This window comes from Nostoc sp. (assembly GCF_036917615.1).
Classification (GTDB): domain Bacteria; phylum Cyanobacteriota; class Cyanobacteriia; order Cyanobacteriales; family Nostocaceae; genus Nostoc.
In genome coordinates this window covers 48,625-69,253 of record NZ_JBALCZ010000060.1, presented here as the reverse complement: position 1 = coordinate 69,253, position 20,629 = coordinate 48,625, and the positions used below count along the sequence as shown (strand labels likewise).

The window sequence follows — 20,629 nt, the reverse complement described above, 5'->3', positions numbered from 1 at the left end:
GTCAAGCACTTAACAGGCGTGAGTATGATAGTCGAGTGGTTCACTCTCTGGATAGGTCAAAAAACGGTTGGATTTCTTGTCAAAACTATTATCAGCGAAGAGTTTGTCAAGGATTTAGTCAAGGACTACGCCAAAGATTTTTTCAAATATATCTTTAATAATACTGTAACCGCGCCTTTTAAGCGAGAACCCCTGGAGAAAGCTGTTGTCATGGCTGTAACAGAATTTTTGCAACTGATGCAGCAGGATTTAGATGATAGTGAACTCGCTGAAGATGAAATCAAAAAGTATGAGCAGCCGCTAAATAAATTTCTGAAGTATCCAGAAGTCAAAGAAATTTTTGGAACTGCTTTTAAAGATGACTCTCAAGCTATAGACACCAAGAAATTAGAAGTAATTTGGTATGATATTAATGCTTCATTCCCGTTACCGGATGATTTTAACTGGAAACGGATTGCCAGGAAATATCTGCAAAAGGTTAAAGAGATTATTTTAGAAGTTCCTGAACTACGAGAGATTCTGGATTCCCGAAATTTAGACAAAATCCGAGATAACACAACAGAGATAGCCGGGATTATTCCTGATTTTGATTTAGAAAGATACCAAGAAGCTATTAAAGAAACTTATAGCAATCTTAATTTAGACAGTTTAGATACGAGTACTTATGATTATCGAGATAAACTCAAAGTCTGGGATATATTCATAGCACAAAATGTCCGCGAAATTCACCAAGTTATTCCCCGAATTCACGAACTGCCGAAAGAACATCTCCGAAAATTGCGAGAAACTAACGAACTGGAAGCTGAAGTTGAGTTAGAAGAATTAGAACGCTACAAACGAGTTTATTTAGAACAACCGAAACGTTCTGTAGTGGATATTGTAAATGAGCAGCAGACTTATAAATATATCGTGATTCTGGGCGACCCTGGTTCCGGGAAATCTACTTTATTAAAATACTTGGCATTAAATTGGGCTAGGAGTTCTCTGAATAATTCTTTTTCTCTACCGATTCCTGTGCTGATTGAGTTACGCACTTATATGCGGCGGCGGGAGGATAAAGAGTGTGATAATTTTCTCGAATTTTTTCATAAATGTAGTGGTGCGATTTCTCACCTCAACCAACATCAACTGCACGAGCAGCTAAAGAGTGGTAAGGCTTTGGTGATGTTCGATGGTTTGGATGAGGTATTTGATCCTGCTCAACGAGAAGATGTAATTATTGATATTCATCGCTTCACTAATGAATATCGTGATGTGCAGGTTATTGTCACTTCTCGCGTGATTGGCTACAAACCCCAACGTTTGAGAGATGCTGAGTTTCACCACTTTATATTGCAAGATTTAGAACCAGAACAAATTCAGGATTTTATTTACCGCTGGCATGAGTTAACTTTTCTCGATACAGCGGATAAAGTTAGAAAACGGGAACGGCTGCAAATAGGGATTGACACTTCACAATCTATTGCAGAATTAGCAGGAAATCCTCTGTTGTTGACGATGATGGCGATTCTGAATCGGAATCAGGAATTGCCAAGAGATAGAGCCGAACTTTATTATCAAGCATCGCGGGTACTGCTGCATCAATGGGATGTGGAACGTGCTTTGCAAGAAGATAAGAGGTTAGATCCTAAAACTATTGATTATAAAGATAAGCAAGCGATGTTGCGTCAGGTTGCCTATCATATGCAAACGGGCGATAAAGGTTTGGCTGGCAATTTGATTAGTGCAGGTGATTTAGAGAAGATTTTGACTGACTATCTCAAAAGTCTAGAAGTCAGTCAAGCTAGAGAACTTGCGCGGGTGATGATTAATCAACTGCGAACTCGCAACTTTATTTTATGTTTCTTGGGTGCAGATTACTATGCTTTTGTGCATCGGACTTTTTTAGAATATTTCTGTGCTTGGGAGTTTGTCTGGCAGTTTGAGAAGGAACGCAGTATTACAATTGAGGATCTCAACACTGAAGTTTTTGGCAAACACTGGCAAGATGAAACTTGGCATGAGGTGTTGCTGTTAATTGCGGGAATGATTGATGTTAAGTTTGTTGGTGAAATTCTTGATTACTTAATGGTGCAAGATGGCGAAGAGAAAAAGTTTATCAACTTGTTTTTAGCGGCTGGGTGTCTTGCAGAAGTGAGAAATCGCTCGGTGATTGTGTCAACGGCTAATAAATTGCTTGACAAACTCAAAGACTTAACTAAATATGACCTCTGGTACTATTATGAATCCTATGATGATGAAGAAGAAACTGAGCTAGTTCAGGAAATTCGCACTCAAGCAGTTGCAACAGTCGCCACGATTTGGAAAGATAACAGCGATACCTTACACTGGCTCAAAGACCGTGCTAGTGCTGATGATGAAAATGTGCGATATGCAGCCATTGAAGCATTAGTCAGCAATTTCAAAGATGACCCAGACACCCGCTCATTTCTCAAAAACTGCGCCACTGCTGATGATGATGAAAATGTGCGATATGCAGCCATCGAAGCATTAGTCAGCAATTTCAAAGATGATCCAGACACCCGCTCATTTCTCAAAGACCGCGCCAGTGCTGATGATGATGAAAATGTGCGATATGCAGCCATCGAAGCATTAGTCAGTAATTTCAAAGATGACCCAGACACCCGTTCGTTTGTCAAAGACTGCGCCACTGCTAATAATGAATGGGATGTGCGAGGTGCAGCCATCCAAGCATTAGCCAGCAATTTCAAAGATTACCCAGACACCCGCTCGATTCTCAAAGAAATCACCACTGCTGATGATGAAACTGTGCGATATGCAGCCATCGAAGCATTAGCCATCCATTTCAAAGATGACCTAGACACCCACTCGATTCTCAAAGACCGTGCCACTGCTGATGAATCTAGGAATGTGCGACGTGTAGCCATCGAAGCATTAGCCAGCAATTCCAAAGATCACCCAGACACCCACTCGTTTCTCAAAGACCGCGCCACTGCTGATGATGAAACTGTGCGACGTGTAGTCATCCAAGCATTAGCCAGTAATTTCAAAGATCACCCAGACACGCACTCGTTTCTCAAAGACCGCGCCACTGCTGATGATGATGAAAATGTGCGATATGCAGCCATCGAAGCATTAGCCAGCAATTTCAAAGATCATCCAGATACCCACTCGTTTCTCAAAGACCGCGCCACTGCTGATGATAAAACTGTGCGATATGCAGCCATCCAAGCATTAGCCAGCAATTTCAAAGATCACCTAGACACCCACTCGATTCTCAAAGACTGCGCCACTGCTGATGAATCTAGGAATGTGCGACGTGTAGCCATCGAAGCATTAGCCAGCAATTTCAAAGATCACCTAGACACCCACTCGTTTCTCAAAGACCGCGCCACTGCTGATGATGATGAAACTGTGCGACGTGTAGCCATCCAAGCATTAGCCAGCAATTTCAAAGATCACCTAGACACCCACTCGTTTCTCAAAGACCGCGCCACTGCTGATGATAAAACTGTGCGATATGCAGCCATCCAAGCATTAGCCAGCAATTTCAAAGATGACCCAGACACCCACTCGGTTCTCAAAGACTGCGCCACTGCTGATAATGAATGGTATGTGCGATATGTAGCCATCGAAGCATTAGCCAGCAATTTCAAAGATGACCCAGACACCTGCTCGTTTCTCAGAGAACACGCCACAGATGAGAATGATGAGGATGTGCGATATGTAGCCATCGAAGCATTAGCCAGCAATTTCAAAGATGACCCGGACACGCGCTCGTTTCTCAGAGAACTCGCCACAGATGATAATGATGGGGATGTGCGATATGTAGCCATCGAAGCATTAGCCAAATACTTCAGAAATCAGCCTGAGTTGTTTGAAATTTACTACAACTGCGCTGTCAATGACTCCTTTGAGCGTGAGCAAGACTATGAAACCAACCCTCGGCGCATTGCATTGGAGATAATTATTAAGCAATTTCCTCAGCATCCTCAGACTTTACCACTGTTACGCGACAAAGCAGAGAATGACCCAGATGAGCAAGTGCGGAAATTTGCTCAAGAGAAGTTAAAGCAGTGGGAAGAGTAAATGTAAGCTGAGTATATGCCCAAGAAAATTAGAGAACTCAAAAGCTTGTTGCTACAAGCAGGGTTTACATACCGTCCTGGGAAAGGTAGCCACACTAATTGGTATCATCTCCTGCTATCTGGGAGAGTTACTATATCAGGTAAAGACGGGAATGATGCTAAAGCTTACTAAGACAAAGATATTAATAATGCACTTCAACGGTTAGAAGAAATTAAAAAGGCTCAAGAGGAAGAACAAGAATGAATTCTCACTACACAATAATTATTCAGTGGTCTGATGAAGACGAGTGTTTTGTTGTGAGTCTTCCAGAATGGGGAAAGTTTTGTCATACTCACGGAGATACTTACGAAGAAGCTTTCAAAAATGCTCAAGAAGTTTTAGAAATGCTGATTGAATCATCTTTGGCTGACGGTCAACCTCTACCAGAGCCAAAAACACTAGAAAAGTCGTTAAAAGTAGCATAACTTTAAAAAAGCGCTCCCTTGACATCTACCCAAATAATCTAAAGTTCTAGCTCGTTGGTTTAACCAACAGCATAATCTGTAAATTGTCGTTTAAACGGTGAATGAAAGCCGACGACTATATCCTGCTTGGGTATACCTAAATTCGCTAAGTCTTCTCCGACTTCATTTTCTGTACCGTTATGTTGCAGCCAAACTTTACCATCTTTAATATCTATATGTAAAAAACAACCATAAACACGGCGCTGATTTTTCCAACCGACATTCACGAGTTGATAGTGGTGATGTTCTGTGTCAAAAATTAATTGAGTTTCAATTTCGGGATCTTGACTAGCAATTGCAGCATATTCTTGGAGAAGTTGTTGAATTATTTTTTCATATTGTGTTAGTTTATCCATTCGACAATATCCTCCGCCACAGGCTGATAAGTAATCAATTTAAGTTGATATGTTTTGATAATACTTTTATACTAAAAATTCTAATCAAAAGATGTACCCTTGCATTTACTCTGGGAATCATATACTTAGCAAATCTTGCTACTGACTCTCTAGTATCCCCAGGTAATTATACGATGGCTAATCAAAAGATTGCAGGCACTCTTTCGCCAGAAGATATCCAAGAAATTAAAGCAGCGCTACAAATAATCGAACAAAAGATGCCCTTTCTGATTGCTTTAACTGCCCAAGAACGCCGCAAGTTATTCAAAATGGGCGATAAAAGCCTAGCCTTTGTGAACAATAGCGTCAATGCTGCTCAGTCTAACCCTGAGATTTTCCCAGCCAGCTTTGATATTGACGAATTTATCTAGGGTTATCAACTAGCTACCACACTCAGCGAACTTTTAATCTTAATTCAGCAGCTCAATGAACAAGTAGATGATACCCTGTTAGCTGTCGGTAGCGAAGCGATGCTCGGCAGTTTGACAGTTTATGATTACGTCAAGACAGCAGCGAAAAAGACTCCAGGCTTAAAAACTGTAGCAGAACTGTTGAGCGATCGCTTTAAAGCTATTAATAAAGGCAGAACTGCAAAAACTTCCGGCTCTTGATAAATTAATACTTGTGAATGAGTCTTTTAGCTCCATTCATCCACCTTTGATACTCGCGTTACCCTTCCCCAACCCTCCTCTTGACAAGTCGAATTACCCCCCTTAATCCCCCCTTGTAAAGGGGGAAAATGATAAATCTGGTTTCCTCCCCTTGTAAAGGGGAGGGTTAGGGAGGGGTAGTTTTATTATCGCCCTTTTAACTGAGTGGGCAATACCCACCCCAAATTGTTATCCCATCACCTCAGCAGTCTTCTCCTTATCCAACTTGAGAATCAGCACACCTAAAGGTGGCAAACACAAATCCAGCGAATAGGGATGACTGTGCAAAGACCAATCATCCGTCCACTTACCACCTAAGTTGCCCATATTGCTGCCGCCATATTTACGCGCATCACTATTGAACAACTCAGTATAAAATCCCTTTTGCGGTACACCGATGCGGTAGTGAGAATAGGGTTGCGGTGTAAAATTGCAAATCACGATCGCAAAATCATCAGAATCCTTGTCACGACGCATGAAGGAAACTACACTATGGCGATTATCGCTACAGTCAATCCACTCAAACCCCGCTTGGGCAAAATCCTGGGTGTACAAAACTGGTTCAGAACGGTAGAGATGGTTCAATTCCTGGAAAAACGTTTTTAACTGTTGGTGGGCTTCATCCTGCAATAAATACCATTGCAAATCTGTCCAATCATTCCACTCACTCCACTGCCCAAACTCCATGCTCATAAACATGGTTTTCTTGCCTGGGTGAGCAAACATATAGGTAAATAAACAACGCACATTTGCTAACTTCTGCCATGTATCTCCCGGCATTTTACCGATGATATTGCTCTTGCCATGCACCACTTCATCGTGAGACAGGGCCAGCATGAAGTTCTCGCTGTGGTTGTACCACATACTAAAGGTGATATTGTTTTGGTGGAACTGACGGAACCAAGGGTCCATGCTGAAGTAATCCAGCATATCGTGCATCCAGCCCATATCCCACTTCAAGTTAAAGCCCAGTCCGCCTGTGTAGGTGGGCCAAGATACCATTGGCCAGGAAGTCGATTCTTCAGCAATTGAGAGAACACCGGGGAAATAGCTGAAGATCATGTGATTTACCTGACGCAGAAAATCTGCTGCTTCTAGGTTTTCTCTGCCGCCATACTGGTTGGGCAGCCATTCTCCTGGTTCGCGGCAATAGTCGTTATAGAGCATCGAGGCAACAGCATCGACACGAACCCCGTCAATGTGGTACTTGTCAAACCAAAAGAGGGCATTTGCTGCTAGGAAATTACAAACTTCATGACGACCGTAATTGAACACCAAAGTACCCCATCCTTTATGTTCACCTTTGCGGGGGTCAGAGTGTTCGTATAGGTGGCTACCATCAAAGAAAGCTAAACCATGTCCATCTTTGGGGAAGTGACCAGGAACCCAATCTACAATTACCCCTATATCATTTTGGTGACATTTGTCAATAAAATACATGAAATCTTCGGGGCTGCCAAAACGGGAGGTGGGGGCATAATACCCAGTTACTTGATAACCCCAAGAACCATCAAAGGGATGCTCCGCAATGGGTAGCAATTCTATATGGGTGTATCCCAAATCTTTGGCATAGGGAATGAGTTTGTCTGCCAGTTCCCGGTAGGTAAGGAAGCGTGCGCCCGGCTTCAGTCCAGAAACGACAACTACAGGTTCGGTTTCACCATTTGGCAGTTTAGCAGGTTCGGCACTCGAACCGTGTAACCAAGAGCCTAAATGCACTTCGTAGACTGAAACTGGCTCTTTAAGGGGGTCAGTGCGACGCCGCTTTTCCATCCAGTCTTCGTCATCCCAACTATAAGCATTTAAATCAGTGACAATGGATGCAGTTTTCGGGCGGACTTCCTGCTGGAAACCGTAGGGATCGGATTTTTCGTAAATGTGCCCTTCAAAATTTTTGATTTCATATTTGTAATGCTCTCCCACACCGATTTCAGGAATAAATAATTCCCAAATTCCCGTGGGGCCTTTACGCATCTGGTGTTTGCGCCCATCCCAGAGGTTGAAATCTCCCAGCAATGAAACATTACGGGCGTTAGGTGCCCAAACAGCAAAATAAACGCCCTTAACGCCGCCTATTTCCGTGGGGTGCGCTCCCAGTTTCTCGTAAATCCGGTGATGGTTGCCTTCACTAAACAAATGCAAGTCAAAGTCTGTCAAGTTGGGAGAACGGAAAGCGTAAGGGTCATAGGTGACACGCTCATTTTCCCCTTCTTTAATGCGTAACTGGTAGTTTGCCAGTTCTGGAGTGTCAATCGTGCATTCAAAAAAATGGGGATGATGCACTGTTTGCATTGGGTATTCCTTGCGTTCTTCAGGAAGAACAACCCATGCTGCACTTGCATTTGGTAGGTAGGCCCGCACAGCCCAGACAGTTTTGCCATCTTGTTCTATGGGATGAGAACCTAGTATTTCAAAGGGATCGTTATGCTGATTCCAAACGATACGGTTAACCTGTTCAGAGGCGATCGTGGTCATGGACATGAGGCTACCTAAATGAAATAACGTGATTGACTAAAATCTACTTTTTTAACATCTATATATATTTATATATTCTTTACATTTATTTGTAATCTTGTCGCCACCGTTATCGTACCTCAGAATAAGTCATCAATCTTTTTGGGGCATGGGGCAAACAGGGGATGGGGGAAAGCTCTTGACTTTTGACCCTTGAGTAATTTATCAAAAATTTAAAAATGGGAAAAACTGCAATAATGTTTTACGTAGGCGAAGCAAGAAAATCTGTTCTCGAATTTTGGGGTCTAGTTTTGGTGGCGGGGCTTCTTGCAGCTGCGCTTGCAATTGGACGTATTCGGCAGCTGTTAGGAATTTCCCATCAATAGGCGATCGCGCTTCTATAATAATCTTTGTGCGTAATATTTCTTCTGGTGTATCATCTGGTGGCGGTAATGCTATTACTGCTGATCCCGAATAGCTACTTAATCCAACCAACGTTGCACTAATCACAATTAAGCCTACTAATTGTATCGTCTTTCTCGCTTTAACTCTCCCCATCTCCTGAACCGCGTTCACAACGCAGGATGAAAATCTGTTTTTACCATGCCCAATGCCCCATGCCCAAAATTACAAATTTTCTCAATAAAAATCTGGCAATATCAAGGGACATCACCAGGTCTCTCCTGATATGGAATAGACTACAGGGAATGCTCAAGAGCAATTGCCAGCGATCGCGATGAATTGTTTTGCCCTCTCAAAACTCAGGAGTCTAAGCTATTTCAAATACCAACATAGGGAAGTACATTGCCCACAAGATGGCTTAGATTTACATAACTAAACTCCCTTGGACTTGGAACAAGGTTCGGTCAAACGAGAATTTTAGTCGGACACTTGGTTGAGGACGTAACCCTCATCACCAGTGTCCTCTATTTGCTGCCCTACTTAGCTGATATTTGAGCAAACTTTAGGCTCTGATACACCAACAGAAAGATGCAGGTTTTTACGTGAACTTTGAGCAGGATTTAGACTAAAGCTTAGGATGCCTTATTTAGGACTAGCAGTGGAATTAGCACTGGGACTAACACTGGGACTAGGTGTGGAAGTAGATGGTGTAGTAGCAGCAGGGCTAGGAGTAGTAGGTGCATCAGTTGGTTCACCTGTTGCAGCGGGAGTAGTAGTAGTAGTACCACCACCACCACCACCTTCACAGGCTCCGAGAATTGCAGCCAGACTTAACATTAGAGCCAAACCAAAGATTTTTGTTTTCATAACTCCTCTTTCACCAATTGTGGCTAGAACAATTTTTCGCCTGTTGAATACGATACCGTATTTATTGCTTTTTTTTAAATGCTGCAAGATTACATACTCAAAAAACAATCCTTTGGGGTATTTTTTTGGGATTACATATCATACAGCCATCTGATTAGTTTCTTTTAACTCAGTTGCAAAACGGAAATTACCAAGTTTTCTAGCAAACCGAGATATCATAGCAAAAAATTAGATTTTTTTCATGGAGTATTGCATCTTGCTGCCCCGCGTTGCCATACTTTAGGTGCGATACCTAAAGGGCAAGCTGTCCAGTTGCTAATCGCTGATTGCAAACATTGCAATATCTAGAGGATGCATACATTGGTACAGCTACCTATCAGAACAGTTAAAAGGGTGTAGTCTGTTATGTGTGCTTGTTGCACAGAAGGCGATTTTTACCTAAGCAAAAACAGACAATCAAGAAAATCAATCTAAAGTACAATATTTCCCATCTAAAAAAAATTATGGTAGTTGCTCGTAAATCTGCTGTTTCTACAAGAGGTAATTGGTTCCGGCGAGATTCTATCCTTTCTTTAGGGAGGCGACGCTCTGCGCGTATGGAGTCAGCAGCACGGAGCGCTTCTACACCAGCTACCCAAGCCGCACTAGTATCCTCTCAAAGACAACAGCGTTCATCGAAAAATCCAGCGGTTTCTCCTACAAATGAGGCAGTTATAGCCAAATCGGTGAAAGAGTTGGGTAGACAACAAGTGCCAAATCTCAATCAGCAGTCGAGTGCGAACCAGAAGACTTCGGGGGAAGGTTTTCTTCGCCTTCCGATAATGTCTAATTCTGGAGCGGCATCTTTGTGGTTGCTGCGCTTGTATACCTTTCATCGTTATTCGACAGTTTTGGCGTTTTTGTTAGTAGCATCGACACTTGCTATGTATGGCTGGACAGTATATTCCCAAGAGCTTTGGAGTCAGTCATATCGCAGACTGCAAAACCTCCAACGTCATGAGCGGCTGCTAACGACAACCAACGCGACGCTGACAAATAAAATGGCTGAGGAAGCAGAACAACCAACAGCAGGGCTGGTATCGCCGACTCCTCAAGGGATGATTTTCTTACCTCCAGCATCTCATAGTCCTAAGCCAGCATCATCTAAGACAACGCCAAATTCTGAAATGCAACAGCAAACACTCTCGCCACTAGGATACTAATCTTTAAGAGTCATTAGTCATTAGTCATTTGTCATTGGGACTCAGACTTGTGGCAAATAACAAAAGACAAAGGACCAACCCAATGCAGAAGTCACCAAGCAAAACAAAATTCAGAAAGTTTCGGAATGCAGCATTCACAAGGCGACAAAAGGATTATAAACGAGGGTTTTTGGGAAAATTAGCCTCTAATATCCAAGACCAAACATCTAACACCAAGTCCCGACTATTCATAGTATGGGGCGTATTAATGGCATCAGGGTTGGGGTTGGGTATCAACTTGTATAACCTACAAATTGTCAAGGGGCCAAAATTAACAGAGCAGGCGCGAAACCAGCAAATGGTGAATTTGCGACCTTTTATGCCCCGTCGCCCGGTGGTAGATCGCAATAGTAATCTGTTGGCGATTGACCGTCCTGTATATACTTTATACGCTCATCCCAAGCTGTTTGATAAGTCTAATGAAGATATGGCAGAGCGACTTGCCCCAATATTGGCAAAAGATCCTGCTGAATTGGTAAAAACTTTTCAAAGCAAAAGAAGTGGAATTATACTTGCCCCAGACTTCCCGGAAGAAATGATCGATCGCGTCATCTCTTTGCGCTTAAATGGCTTGGAGTGGATTCAAAAATACTCCCGATATTATCCGCCAGATGATTTGGTTGCGGATGTAGTGGGCTATGTGAATGTTGACCGTCGTGGTCAAGCAGGTGTGGAATACTCTCAAGAGAAGTTTCTAGAACGTCCTGTGCAAACGGTGCGGCTCAGTCGGTCGGGTAATGGGGCGCTGATGCCGGATCATGCGCCCGAAGGTTTTCTGCATTTTGATGATTTGCAACTGCAACTCACTATCGATAGCCGTCTGCAACGAATTGCGCGGGTTGCGCTCAAACAACAGATGGAAAAGTTTGACGCCAAACGTGGAGCGGTAATTGTCATGGATGCGTTGGATGGTTCCTTACTCGCTCTCGTTTCTCAACCTACCTATAACCCTAATGAATATGCTAAAGCTAATATTTCGCTATTTAAAAACTGGACGGTGGCGGATCTTTATGAACCCGGATCGACTTTTAAGCCTTTGAATGTGGCGATCGCTCTGGAAAATAGCGTCATCAAACCAGATGATATGTTTAATGACTCCGGTTCTATTCGAGTAGCTAATTACACCATCAAAAATGCGATGAATAATGCTAACGGGCGAATCAGTATCGCTCAGATTTTGCAATATTCCAGCAACATTGGCATGGTGCAAATTATCCAACGCTTAAAGCCTTCAATTTACTACAACTGGCTAGAACGCTTGGGACTAGGACAAAAAGTTGATACAGATTTACCTTTTGAAGTTGGCGGTCGGCTGAAAAGTCAAGAGGAATTTATCGCTTCGCCAATTGAGGCAGCTACTACTTCCTTTGGGCAAGGCTTTTCCATGACACCGTTACAGCTAGTGCAAATGCACGGCGCTTTAGCCAATGGCGGTAAGTTGGTTACACCCCATGTAGTTCGAGGGCTGATTGATAGCAAAGGGCAGATGCATGATTCACCCACTCGCACCATCCCACGCCAAATTTTCTCAGCCGCAACAACCCAAAAGGTTTTGCAAATGATGGAAACTGTTGTTACTGAAGGTAGCGGGAAGGCGGCACAAATTCCGGGATATCGCATTGCTGGTAAAACTGGTACAGCCCAAAAAGCTAGTCCTAATGGCGGCTACATCAAGGGTGCTAGAATGACCAGCTTCGTGGCTATTTTGCCAGTGGAATCTCCTCGCTATGTAGTGTTTGCACTCGTGGATGAGCCAAAAGGAGAAAGTGCCTATGGTTCTACTGTCGCCGCGCCAATTGTGAAGTCGGTGATCGAAGCACTGATTCCTCTTGAGGAGATTCCGCCAAGTAAGGCGATTGAGCAACAGCCGGAAGCGCCGTAGGGAATGGGAGCAGGGGAGCAGGGGAGCAGGGGAGCAGGGGAGCAGGGGAGCAGGGGAGCAGGGGAGCAGGGGAGCAGGGGAGCAGGGGAGCAGGGGAGCAGGGGAGTTCAAAGACTCGTCCGCGAGTATCAAAGACTCGTCCGCGAGTATCAAAGACTCATCCGCTATTGCCCAATGCCCAATGCCCAATGCCCTGTATTCCTCTTCTAGACTTAATCTTTCTTTATAACCAGGGAAAGAGGTAGAGAAAGCTACTTGTGTGGAAACCTAAGTATTAGAGGTGAAAGTAATTTCTCACTTTTGCAAAGCTACCGAAGATTCCATGCAAAGCAATTTAGTTATATTTCCTAACGCTGGGGCTGCGAAAAAAAGCACGCAAACAGAAAAAAGAACAATTACCAAGTACAACCGTGCTGAGGAGCAATTTATAGAACTTCTAGCAATGGAGGATTTGGACAATCAACTGGATGTAGAACCTGCAAGAGCCAGTGAGTTTGAACAGACGCTCTCTATGGCAATTGGCGCCGCTTATCAAAACGATCGCTCTGATCAACAGGCTCACCTTTTTCTCCAGCGGATACTTTATCGAATTAATCGGCTAAAGCTGTTTTGGTACGACGATTTGCGGCACTATACCAATGAGCGATCGCTTTACTTGTACTCATGTCGTGACCAAATTGAAGCTGCTTGGCAAAAGTGGGAACTGGCACAAATCGATGTGGCTGCACTGCAACAATTGGATGTAAAACAAGCTTTAATTGAGCGTGCATCTGCCGATTTAAATCCGGCTTTGTCGGAGAGTAGTCGCTATATTCGTGAGGAAATGACTGAAGCTGGCTATCGTCATTTACTAGCGATCGGCTCCTTTGATGGGTTAGTTGAAGGTAGTCGTCTTTGCTACGTATTAGGTGGTGCTGCTAATGAAGTGCAGTGTACGCTGGTGCGAGTATTGCTAGAAGAATACGGCAATGGTCGTTTATCCCGCAAGCACTCTACATTTTTTGCTCAAATGCTGGCTGAATTTGGGATGAACACTCAACCAGAAGGATACTTCGATTTAGTACCTTGGGAAGTCCTAGCTTGCGATAATCATAACTTTCTGACCACTGATCGCAAACGCTATTTCCTCCGTTACAGTGGCGCGTTGACTTATTTTGAGGTGGCTGGCCCTGCGGCTTACAAAAACTATCTGGCGGCGGCGCAACGACTGGAACTGTCAGAAGCGGCGATGGGTTATTGGGAACTGCACATCAGAGAAGATGAACGCCACGGTCGTTGGATGTTGGATGATGTGGCTTTGCCTTTGGCAGAACGATATCCCGATAATGCATGGGAACTGGTGCTTGGATATGACCAGGAGAAACTAATGGGCGATCGCGCGGCTGGTGCTGTTATGCGATCGATACGTGCAGCAGAACAAGCCGCCTTACTCATCTAATAAATCTAAATCTAAGAAATTAGAAATTAAAAATGGCAGATTCTTTCTGGCGTTTCTAATTTCACATGTCTAAATCATTCTATTTCCTAATCTACTTACAACCCAATTTCTTTAGTGAGGACTTCTTTACTAAAGGAATGGTTAGACCAATTCAAAATTCAAAATTAAGAAAGCCTGATTGAGTCTAGTCCAGGTTTGTACCTGTCACATTCTTTTTTTTTGATTGGGATTATTTATTGCCTTTAAATTCAGGTAATAAATAACCTCCTATTAGATTGATTATACCTTATACATTGAAGTGCAGTCAAATGAAAGACATTTTTATCTGTCCTGAAGAATCTAATTTCTACTCAAGCTGCTTAGACAATTTTGTGATCAGAAATTGCAAAAACTACGAATCTATTGTGGAGTTTGGCTCAGGAGATGGTAGCCCTGTAATTAATTCCTTATTGAAAAACAACTTTGATGGCGTAATCCAGGGATTTGAATTAAATACTTCTGCATGGAAAGTCGCAAATTCAACCATCGATGAATATAATCTCACAACTAAATACATAATCCATAATTCATGTTTGTTTAATTCTTCTCAACCCGATGCAGAGTATCTTATAGCTAATCCACCGTATCTCCCCGCACCAGATAATGATATTTATATGCCACTCTTATTTGGCGGCATAGATGGAGCCACAGTTACCAACGAGCTTTTGTCGTTAGGTTATGAAAATGTGTTGGTTTTAATCTCTAGTTTTTCTAATCCAACAAGTACGCTGAACCTAGCAAAAGAAAATGGATATTGTGTTCAAAATTTCATGGTGTTGCCTTTGCAGTTCGGCTACTATAGCTCTGATCCCAAGGTAAAGAAACACATAGAAAAACTCCGAGAAAATAAGATGGCATTTTATTCTGGCGATTATTATTTTTTAGCTGGTGTTTTATTTAAAAAATGCCATGAGTCTGGAATTGATTTATCTAATGAATTAGCTCAGGTCATGACTAGTTTGTGAAAATCGAGAACAACTTACCGTCAGACGGCGAGAAAGCCCATTTTTTCTAGGTATGGGATTCTTCGCCGCTCACCGACAGGCGTCATTAGTCATTGGTCAATAGTCAGCCCCAACTCTTGGAGACGCTACGCCAACGGGTAAGTCAAAAGTCACTCATTCAAAATTCCCAAGTAATCAGTTTGTTTATCTGAAATTATTGGATTAACTTCTTTGTTCTATAGTTGCACTGCTAGAGTCAGGTTTGCCCTTGAGCGCTACAAATAAAATTACAACAGCACCGAACGACAAAATAGGAACGCCTGAAGTTGGTTCCGCTACAGAGACAGATGAAATTGGCGTCAAGAGGAAGGCGTGTAATTCACCATTAACTGCACCACGACCGACAATTTGTCCATTAATATTAATGGCAGATGCTGCTGTCAAGGTAAAGCCAGCGTTTGAACCAGGAGCAATCAGGTCATTTAAGTCGTACAGAGTGTTATCACTATAAAGAAAAGCCCGCAAACCATTGTCCTGTCCTCCAAAAGAGTTATTGTCAGAGCCAGAATACCCGACTACTTGACCCAAATTATTGATCCCCAAAGCAGCACTGAACAAATCTGTAGGATGTAACCTACCGAGGTTTTCGAGTCCCGTGCTGGAACTGTACAGAAAAGCACGACTATCATTTACTCCAGTGAGTCCCGAACTACCAACTACTTGTCCTAAGTCATTAATGTTCTGTGCTGAACTGTAGTTGTCACTCGGAGGAAGGATGCCGAGATTAGTGATTATGCCGTTGTTATATAAAAAGGCTCGGCTAGCGGTAGAACCGAAAATGCCAGCTACCTGACTTAGATTATTTATGCTATAGGCAACATAATTTTCTTGTAAATCATTGTTGTTTATGATAGTCGTTGTACCATTACTGTATTTGAAAGCGGCCCCATAGGGAAAGGCAAGTTTTGGGAATATACCGCCACCAGTCGTACCGCCAACCACCTCACCTGAGTCATTGATAGCATATGGAATGCCTTTAACACCGATATTTTGGGTTGTTCCATTACTGTAAATAAAGGCGTTATTATCACTGTCGGTGTTACCGATTGAATTACCAACTACTTGCCCCAAGTTATTGATACCAGTCACTGCAAGTTGATTATCGCCAGGTAACGGACTAATTTTTTTGAGCGAACCATTGCTGTAAAAAAAAGAACCCTTTAAAGAATTAATCGCTACCTCACCTGAGTCATTGATGTCTGTAGCGTAACTGTAGGCTTCTCCTGTAAGACTGCCTAAGTCAGTAACTGAGTATAGAGATACTGCCAATGCCGACTTGGATGCAGTAAGACTGATTGCGGTCAAGGTTATTGCTGTTATACAGGATTTCCACTTAAGTAAAACCATGTTACTTTTCCGTAATTTTCTATTACCCTACCAAATTACCACTCAACAGTAGAGTGGGAACCTGCCGTATCTGGGTAATCGCTAAATACGCCATTAACACCTAAGCTGAAAAATAGTTCATATTCCCCTTGGGGATTTCCTTGAAAGTCGAGTGGCAAAAAGCAGTCTTCATTGCGGAAAGTCCAGACATGAACCAGCAAACCAGCCACATGAGCATCTGTAACTAAAGATGTGAGCGATATCTGGCGACAAGCCGCTCCGCGTCTACGCAATTTACCATTGCTGTCTCTAGGAACCAATAAATTTTTATGAACGCCAACCGCCTGTGCATATTTAGCAATCTCCCTTAAACCTGATGCAGTTGCTAAATCTGCATAGGTGCTATCATTACCACTCACTACAAAATCATTAGGTTTACCACTGTTATTCAGCAATTGCACCAAAGGTAAATCAGTCTTTGTGGATAAATCTTGTAAATTACTGACTTCAAAAGACTGAATAAAAACAGGTGCATTAGCTCCCTGATAACCGTTAGCTGTCAAAGTTGCAAGTAAGGGTGCTTCTAGGGCTAACCCAATAGATTTAAAATAAGTTGGGTGCTTAGTTTCGGGGTAAATGCCGATCGCCCGATTAATTTCGGCACTTTTACCCTTGGCTAAATCGATGATTTCTTGCAGCGTGGGAATTTCTAAGAGTCCATCATAGGCGGTATTTTGCGATGCCTGGGTTGGGCTACGCCTACGCAGTTGGGGAATTCGCTCTTTGGCTCGTAGTGTTTTCAGTTCTGCCAGGGTAAAGTCTTCAGTAAACCAGCCAGTTTTTGATTCGCTATTAATTATTTTGGTGGTTTGACGGTGAGCAAATTCTGCATGGCTAGCAACGTCGGTGGTTTCAGAAATCTCATTTTTGTGACGAGCAATTAAAACACTGTCTTTGGTGGAAACTAAATCAGGTTCAATATAGTCAGCGCCCAGTGCGTAGGCGTACAGGCATCGCTAATTCATAAGCAGCCAAAGTATGTTCTGGACGATAGCCGCTAGCACCTCGGTGAGCAATGATAATTGAAGGTTTACCTGTAAAATTTTTAACCATGATTGCGTGCCATTTGTAATTTTGTAAGTTAAAAATTAAATATTAATTTAGGTGAGTGCATGACTAGTAATAATATTGAAATTGCTTTCAGCTTTGATACAACTGGGAGTATGTATCCTTGTCTTACCCAGGTACGGCGAAAAATCAAAAATACCGTTACCAGACTGATAGACGAAATTCCCTTGATTCGGATTGGGATTATTGCTCATGGTGACTACTGTGATGAAGGCTCAACTTATGTCACCAAAACATTTAATATATCCGGTGATGTTGATGCTATCTGTGATTTTGTGCAAAATGTTGCACCTACTGGTGGCGGAGATGCACCAGAATGTTACGAATTGGTATTACATGAATCTCAATCTTTATCTTGGTCAAAATCAGCAACAAAATCATTGGTTTTGATTGGCGATGATATTCCCCATCCTCCAGCACACAATCCTAAAAAACTGAATTGGCGCAAAGAGTTAGATAAATTAGCCGAGGCAGAAATTACAGTTTACGGAGTTCAAGCACTCAATCGCTCTCATGCTACTCCTTTTTATCAAGAACTTGCAGAAAAGTCTGGCGGTTTTCATATCAACTTAGACCAGTTTTCGTATATTAGTGACTTGTTTTTAGCAGTTTGCTACCAACAATCTTCTAATGAACAGCTACAAGCTTATGAACAAGAAGTAATTGACCAAGGACGCATGAGCCGGGGGTTAAATAAAATATTTAACACCATGATGAACCGGGAAGCAACATCCTATTACGAATCGGCTGATTTACGGGCAGTTTCTCCAGGGCGTTTCCAGATTTTAGAGGTTGAACAAGATATTTCAATTAAAGCCTTTGTATTGGAAAATGGTTTGAGTTTTAAAGTTGGGCGGGGTTTCTACGAATTCACAAAAACAGAAACTATCCAGGCTCAAAAAGAAATTATCTTAATGGATCGGGGAACGGGTGATTTATTTGAAGGAGGTGCGGCACGAGAAATGTTAGGTCTACCGATGGATGCAACGATTAGGATTAAACCGAGTAACCTAGAAAAGTATGTTGTGTTTGTCCAAAGTACCTCTGCTAATCGTAAACTGATTGGCAAAACTCGATTTTTATATGAAGTCGAAGACTGGGATCGCTAAGTCCCAACGACTACAAGTCGTGGCTACCCAAACAAAGCCTGCTGATGCAGGCTATTCTATTCGCTAGGTATTTTGTAATCATTCTAATGACACAGATTAAGCCTGAAGTAAAGCGCACAGAAGAGTTGCGCCAGTTATTGCAACAAGCCAGCTATGCTTATTACGTCCTAGATGCTCCAATCATGGAGGATGCAGTCTATGACCAGCTATATCGAGAATTGCAACAACTGGAAATTCAATATCCAGAATTGACGACACCCGATAGTCCGACTCAGCGCGTGGGTGAAAGGCCAGCAACGCAATTTACCTCGGTGCGGCATAATATCCCGTTGTACAGTCTGGAGAATGCATTCAATATCGATGAGTTGAAAGGGTGGGATCAGCGCTGGCGGCGACAAGTACCGAAAATAGATTCAGTGGAATATGTCACTGAACTCAAAATTGATGGTTCTGCTTTGGCTCTTACCTACCAGAATGGCATTCTAGTTAGGGGGACAACTAGGGGTGATGGGGTGACGGGTGAAGATATCACTCAAAATGTGCGGACAATTCGCTCAATTCCCTTGCGTTTGAATTTTGAAGGATTAGAAATTCTGGAAAGGGTGGAAGTACGCGGCGAGGCATTTTTGCCCTTGGAAGTATTTAAACAAATCAATCAGGAAAGGCAAAAAGCAGGTGAGCAATTATTTGCCAATCCCCGTAATGCCGCAGCTGGTACACTCAGGCAACTAGACTCCCGCATTGTCGCTAAACGGCGGTTAGATTTCTTTAGCTACACCTTGCACATTCCTGGTAGAGATGACACCAGTATTGCCAATACCCAATGGGAAGCATTGGAGTTGTTAGAACAGATGGGTTTTCGAGTCAACCCCAATCATAAACTGTGTGCTTCGATCGCAGAAGTGGCAAAATATTATGAATACTGGGATACGGAACGGCTGAATTTACCCTACATGACTGATGGGGTAGTAGTGAAACTGAATTCTTTTAAACTTCAAGAACAGCTAGGGTTTACGCAGAAATTCCCTCGCTGGGCGATCGCCTTAAAGTACGCAGCCGAAGAAGCGCCTACCCGTGTGGAAAATATTGCTGTAAATGTCGGACGAACGGGGGCATTAACGCCGTTAGCAGAAATGCGCCCTGTGCAACTGGCGGGAACAACAGTTTCCCGCGCGACTTTACATAATAGCGATCGCATTGCTCAATTAGATATCCGCATTGGCGATACTGTCATTGTCCGCAAAGCTGGGGAAATCATCCCAGAAGTGCTAAGGGTATTAAAAGAACTCCGTCCCTCTGACACTGAACCTTTCGTTATGCCCACCCATTGCCCAGTCTGTGGTCAACCAGTGGTGCGAGAATCAGGTGAGGCAGTGACTCGGTGCGTCAATGCTTGTTGTGCGGCGATTCTCAAAGGTTCCATTGAACATTGGGTAAGTCGTGATGCCTTGGATATTAAAGGTTTAGGCGAAAAATGCGTGCATCAACTCGTTGATAAAGGTTTGGTGCATTCCGTTGCTGATTTGTATGAGTTGACAGAAAGCAAATTGTGTGCATTGGAAAGGTTGGGGCAAAAGTCAGCAGAGAAATTAATAGATGCGATCGCTCAATCAAAAAATCAACCTTGGTCAAGGGTATTATATGGTTTAGGCATCCGTCACGTTGGCAGTGTGAATGCCCAATTGTTGACTCAGAAGTATTTCACTGTAGACCAGTTAACTACAGCAAAGCAATCAGATATTGAAGGAATTTACGGTATCGGTGCTGAAATTGCCCAATCTGTGTACCAGTGGTTTCGGATTGACGCTAACCAAGCGTTGATAGAACGCTTGCAAGCAGAAGGATTGCAATTAACTGCCACAGAGTCAACAAAAACAGTTGGTGATGGTAATCAAAAGTTCGCAGGTAAAACTTTTGTAGTTACGGGTACATTGCCAACCTTAAAGCGAGATGAAGCAAAGGTTTTGATTCAAAAAGCTGGTGGAAAAGTGACTGATTCCGTGAGTAAAAAAACAGATTATTTGGTGTTAGGAGAAGATGCCGGTTCTAAATTAGAAAAAGCGCTCTCCTTGGGAATTACGCAGTTAAGCGAGGCGCAATTATTGGAGATGCTTGAAGGTTGAAACAAGGTAAAAAGATAA

13 protein-coding genes and 3 pseudogenes are annotated in these 20,629 nt (G+C 42.8%); 10 read left to right on the top strand and 6 right to left on the bottom strand.

The window, feature by feature from the left end; all coding sequences use genetic code 11:
• The first annotated feature begins 24 nt into the window (after positions 1 to 24).
• The 3 genes and pseudogenes from V7K85_RS20740 (at position 25) to V7K85_RS20730 (ending at position 4,514) form a co-directional block, all read left to right on the top strand.
• A complete protein-coding gene (locus V7K85_RS20740; protein ID WP_334816300.1) occupies positions 25 to 4,050 on the top strand; it encodes a HEAT repeat domain-containing protein in 4,026 nt (1,341 codons plus the stop codon).
• A gap of 15 nt (positions 4,051 to 4,065) precedes the next feature.
• A pseudogene (locus tag V7K85_RS20735) lies at positions 4,066 to 4,218 on the top strand (type II toxin-antitoxin system HicA family toxin); the annotation flags it as partial.
• A 71-nt stretch (positions 4,219 to 4,289) separates the two neighbouring features.
• Positions 4,290 to 4,514: a type II toxin-antitoxin system HicB family antitoxin gene (locus V7K85_RS20730; RefSeq protein ID WP_334816086.1), complete on the top strand. Its 225-nt coding sequence runs from the start codon at positions 4,290 to 4,292 to the stop codon at positions 4,512 to 4,514.
• Between the two features lie 59 nt (positions 4,515 to 4,573).
• On the opposite strand, the gene V7K85_RS20725 is transcribed toward V7K85_RS20730, so the two are convergent.
• Positions 4,574 to 4,909 carry a XisI protein gene (locus tag V7K85_RS20725; RefSeq protein ID WP_334816084.1) on the bottom strand — a complete coding sequence of 112 codons (336 nt, stop codon included), beginning with the start codon at positions 4,907 to 4,909 and terminating at the stop codon, positions 4,574 to 4,576.
• Positions 4,910 to 5,082: 173 nt separating this feature from the next.
• Between V7K85_RS20725 and V7K85_RS20720 the strand changes: the two are divergent.
• Positions 5,083 to 5,559, top strand: a pseudogene (locus V7K85_RS20720) (hypothetical protein).
• Positions 5,560 to 5,787: 228 nt separating this feature from the next.
• Here the strand turns inward: V7K85_RS20720 and glgB are convergent.
• The 3 genes from glgB to V7K85_RS20705 all read right to left on the bottom strand — a co-directional run bounded on the left by glgB (position 5,788) and on the right by V7K85_RS20705 (position 9,321).
• Positions 5,788 to 8,079 (bottom strand): 1,4-alpha-glucan branching enzyme, encoded by a 2,292-nt coding sequence (gene glgB / locus V7K85_RS20715; protein ID WP_334816082.1) that lies wholly within the window; start codon positions 8,077 to 8,079, stop codon positions 5,788 to 5,790.
• Between the two features lie 198 nt (positions 8,080 to 8,277).
• Positions 8,278 to 8,610, bottom strand: coding sequence for a hypothetical protein (locus V7K85_RS20710; RefSeq protein WP_334816080.1), 333 nt, complete (start codon positions 8,608 to 8,610; stop codon positions 8,278 to 8,280).
• A gap of 486 nt (positions 8,611 to 9,096) precedes the next feature.
• On the bottom strand, positions 9,097 to 9,321 hold the full coding sequence (locus V7K85_RS20705) for a hypothetical protein (RefSeq protein ID WP_334816078.1): 225 nt from the start codon (positions 9,319 to 9,321) through the stop codon (positions 9,097 to 9,099).
• Positions 9,322 to 9,824: 503 nt separating this feature from the next.
• Here V7K85_RS20705 and V7K85_RS20700 point away from each other — a divergent pair.
• From V7K85_RS20700 to V7K85_RS20685, 4 genes are all read left to right on the top strand, one after another.
• On the top strand, positions 9,825 to 10,523 hold the full coding sequence (locus V7K85_RS20700; RefSeq protein ID WP_334816076.1) for a hypothetical protein: 699 nt from the start codon (positions 9,825 to 9,827) through the stop codon (positions 10,521 to 10,523).
• An 82-nt stretch (positions 10,524 to 10,605) separates the two neighbouring features.
• A complete protein-coding gene (locus V7K85_RS20695; protein ID WP_334816074.1) occupies positions 10,606 to 12,444 on the top strand; it encodes a peptidoglycan D,D-transpeptidase FtsI family protein in 1,839 nt (612 codons plus the stop codon).
• A gap of 322 nt (positions 12,445 to 12,766) precedes the next feature.
• Entirely contained in the window at positions 12,767 to 13,882 is a 1,116-nt protein-coding gene (locus tag V7K85_RS20690; protein WP_334816072.1) for an iron-containing redox enzyme family protein, read from the top strand.
• A 308-nt stretch (positions 13,883 to 14,190) separates the two neighbouring features.
• Positions 14,191 to 14,886, top strand: coding sequence for an SAM-dependent methyltransferase (locus V7K85_RS20685; protein ID WP_334816071.1), 696 nt, complete (start codon positions 14,191 to 14,193; stop codon positions 14,884 to 14,886).
• A 201-nt stretch (positions 14,887 to 15,087) separates the two neighbouring features.
• On the opposite strand, the gene V7K85_RS20680 is transcribed toward V7K85_RS20685, so the two are convergent.
• Together V7K85_RS20680 and V7K85_RS20675 are read right to left on the bottom strand one after the other, a co-directional pair.
• Positions 15,088 to 16,230 carry a DUF3466 family protein gene (locus tag V7K85_RS20680; protein WP_334816069.1) on the bottom strand — a complete coding sequence of 381 codons (1,143 nt, stop codon included), beginning with the start codon at positions 16,228 to 16,230 and terminating at the stop codon, positions 15,088 to 15,090.
• Positions 16,231 to 16,307: 77 nt separating this feature from the next.
• Positions 16,308 to 17,364: pseudogene (locus V7K85_RS20675) on the bottom strand (glycerophosphodiester phosphodiesterase).
• Between the two features lie 59 nt (positions 17,365 to 17,423).
• Between V7K85_RS20675 and V7K85_RS20670 the strand changes: the two are divergent.
• Positions 17,424 to 18,488 carry a vWA domain-containing protein gene (locus V7K85_RS20670; protein WP_334816066.1) on the top strand — a complete coding sequence of 355 codons (1,065 nt, stop codon included), beginning with the start codon at positions 17,424 to 17,426 and terminating at the stop codon, positions 18,486 to 18,488.
• An 86-nt stretch (positions 18,489 to 18,574) separates the two neighbouring features.
• Positions 18,575 to 20,611 (top strand): NAD-dependent DNA ligase LigA, encoded by a 2,037-nt coding sequence (gene ligA / locus V7K85_RS20665; RefSeq protein ID WP_334816064.1) that lies wholly within the window; start codon positions 18,575 to 18,577, stop codon positions 20,609 to 20,611.
• Positions 20,612 to 20,629 lie beyond the last annotated feature (18 nt).

What these genes read in the sequence shown, in the direction of transcription:
- V7K85_RS20740 (WP_334816300.1), top strand. Translation starts at nt 25, where the DNA reads ATGATAGTCGAGTGGTTCACTCTCTGGATAGGTCAAAAAACGGTTGGA.
- V7K85_RS20730 (WP_334816086.1), top strand. Translation starts at nt 4,290, where the DNA reads ATGAATTCTCACTACACAATAATTATTCAGTGGTCTGATGAAGACGAG.
- V7K85_RS20725 (WP_334816084.1), bottom strand. Translation starts at nt 4,909, where the DNA reads ATGGATAAACTAACACAATATGAAAAAATAATTCAACAACTTCTCCAA.
- glgB (WP_334816082.1), bottom strand. Translation starts at nt 8,079, where the DNA reads ATGTCCATGACCACGATCGCCTCTGAACAGGTTAACCGTATCGTTTGG.
- V7K85_RS20710 (WP_334816080.1), bottom strand. Translation starts at nt 8,610, where the DNA reads ATGGGGAGAGTTAAAGCGAGAAAGACGATACAATTAGTAGGCTTAATT.
- V7K85_RS20705 (WP_334816078.1), bottom strand. Translation starts at nt 9,321, where the DNA reads ATGAAAACAAAAATCTTTGGTTTGGCTCTAATGTTAAGTCTGGCTGCA.
- V7K85_RS20700 (WP_334816076.1), top strand. Translation starts at nt 9,825, where the DNA reads ATGGTAGTTGCTCGTAAATCTGCTGTTTCTACAAGAGGTAATTGGTTC.
- V7K85_RS20695 (WP_334816074.1), top strand. Translation starts at nt 10,606, where the DNA reads ATGCAGAAGTCACCAAGCAAAACAAAATTCAGAAAGTTTCGGAATGCA.
- V7K85_RS20690 (WP_334816072.1), top strand. Translation starts at nt 12,767, where the DNA reads ATGCAAAGCAATTTAGTTATATTTCCTAACGCTGGGGCTGCGAAAAAA.
- V7K85_RS20685 (WP_334816071.1), top strand. Translation starts at nt 14,191, where the DNA reads ATGAAAGACATTTTTATCTGTCCTGAAGAATCTAATTTCTACTCAAGC.
- V7K85_RS20670 (WP_334816066.1), top strand. Translation starts at nt 17,424, where the DNA reads ATGACTAGTAATAATATTGAAATTGCTTTCAGCTTTGATACAACTGGG.
- ligA (WP_334816064.1), top strand. Translation starts at nt 18,575, where the DNA reads ATGACACAGATTAAGCCTGAAGTAAAGCGCACAGAAGAGTTGCGCCAG.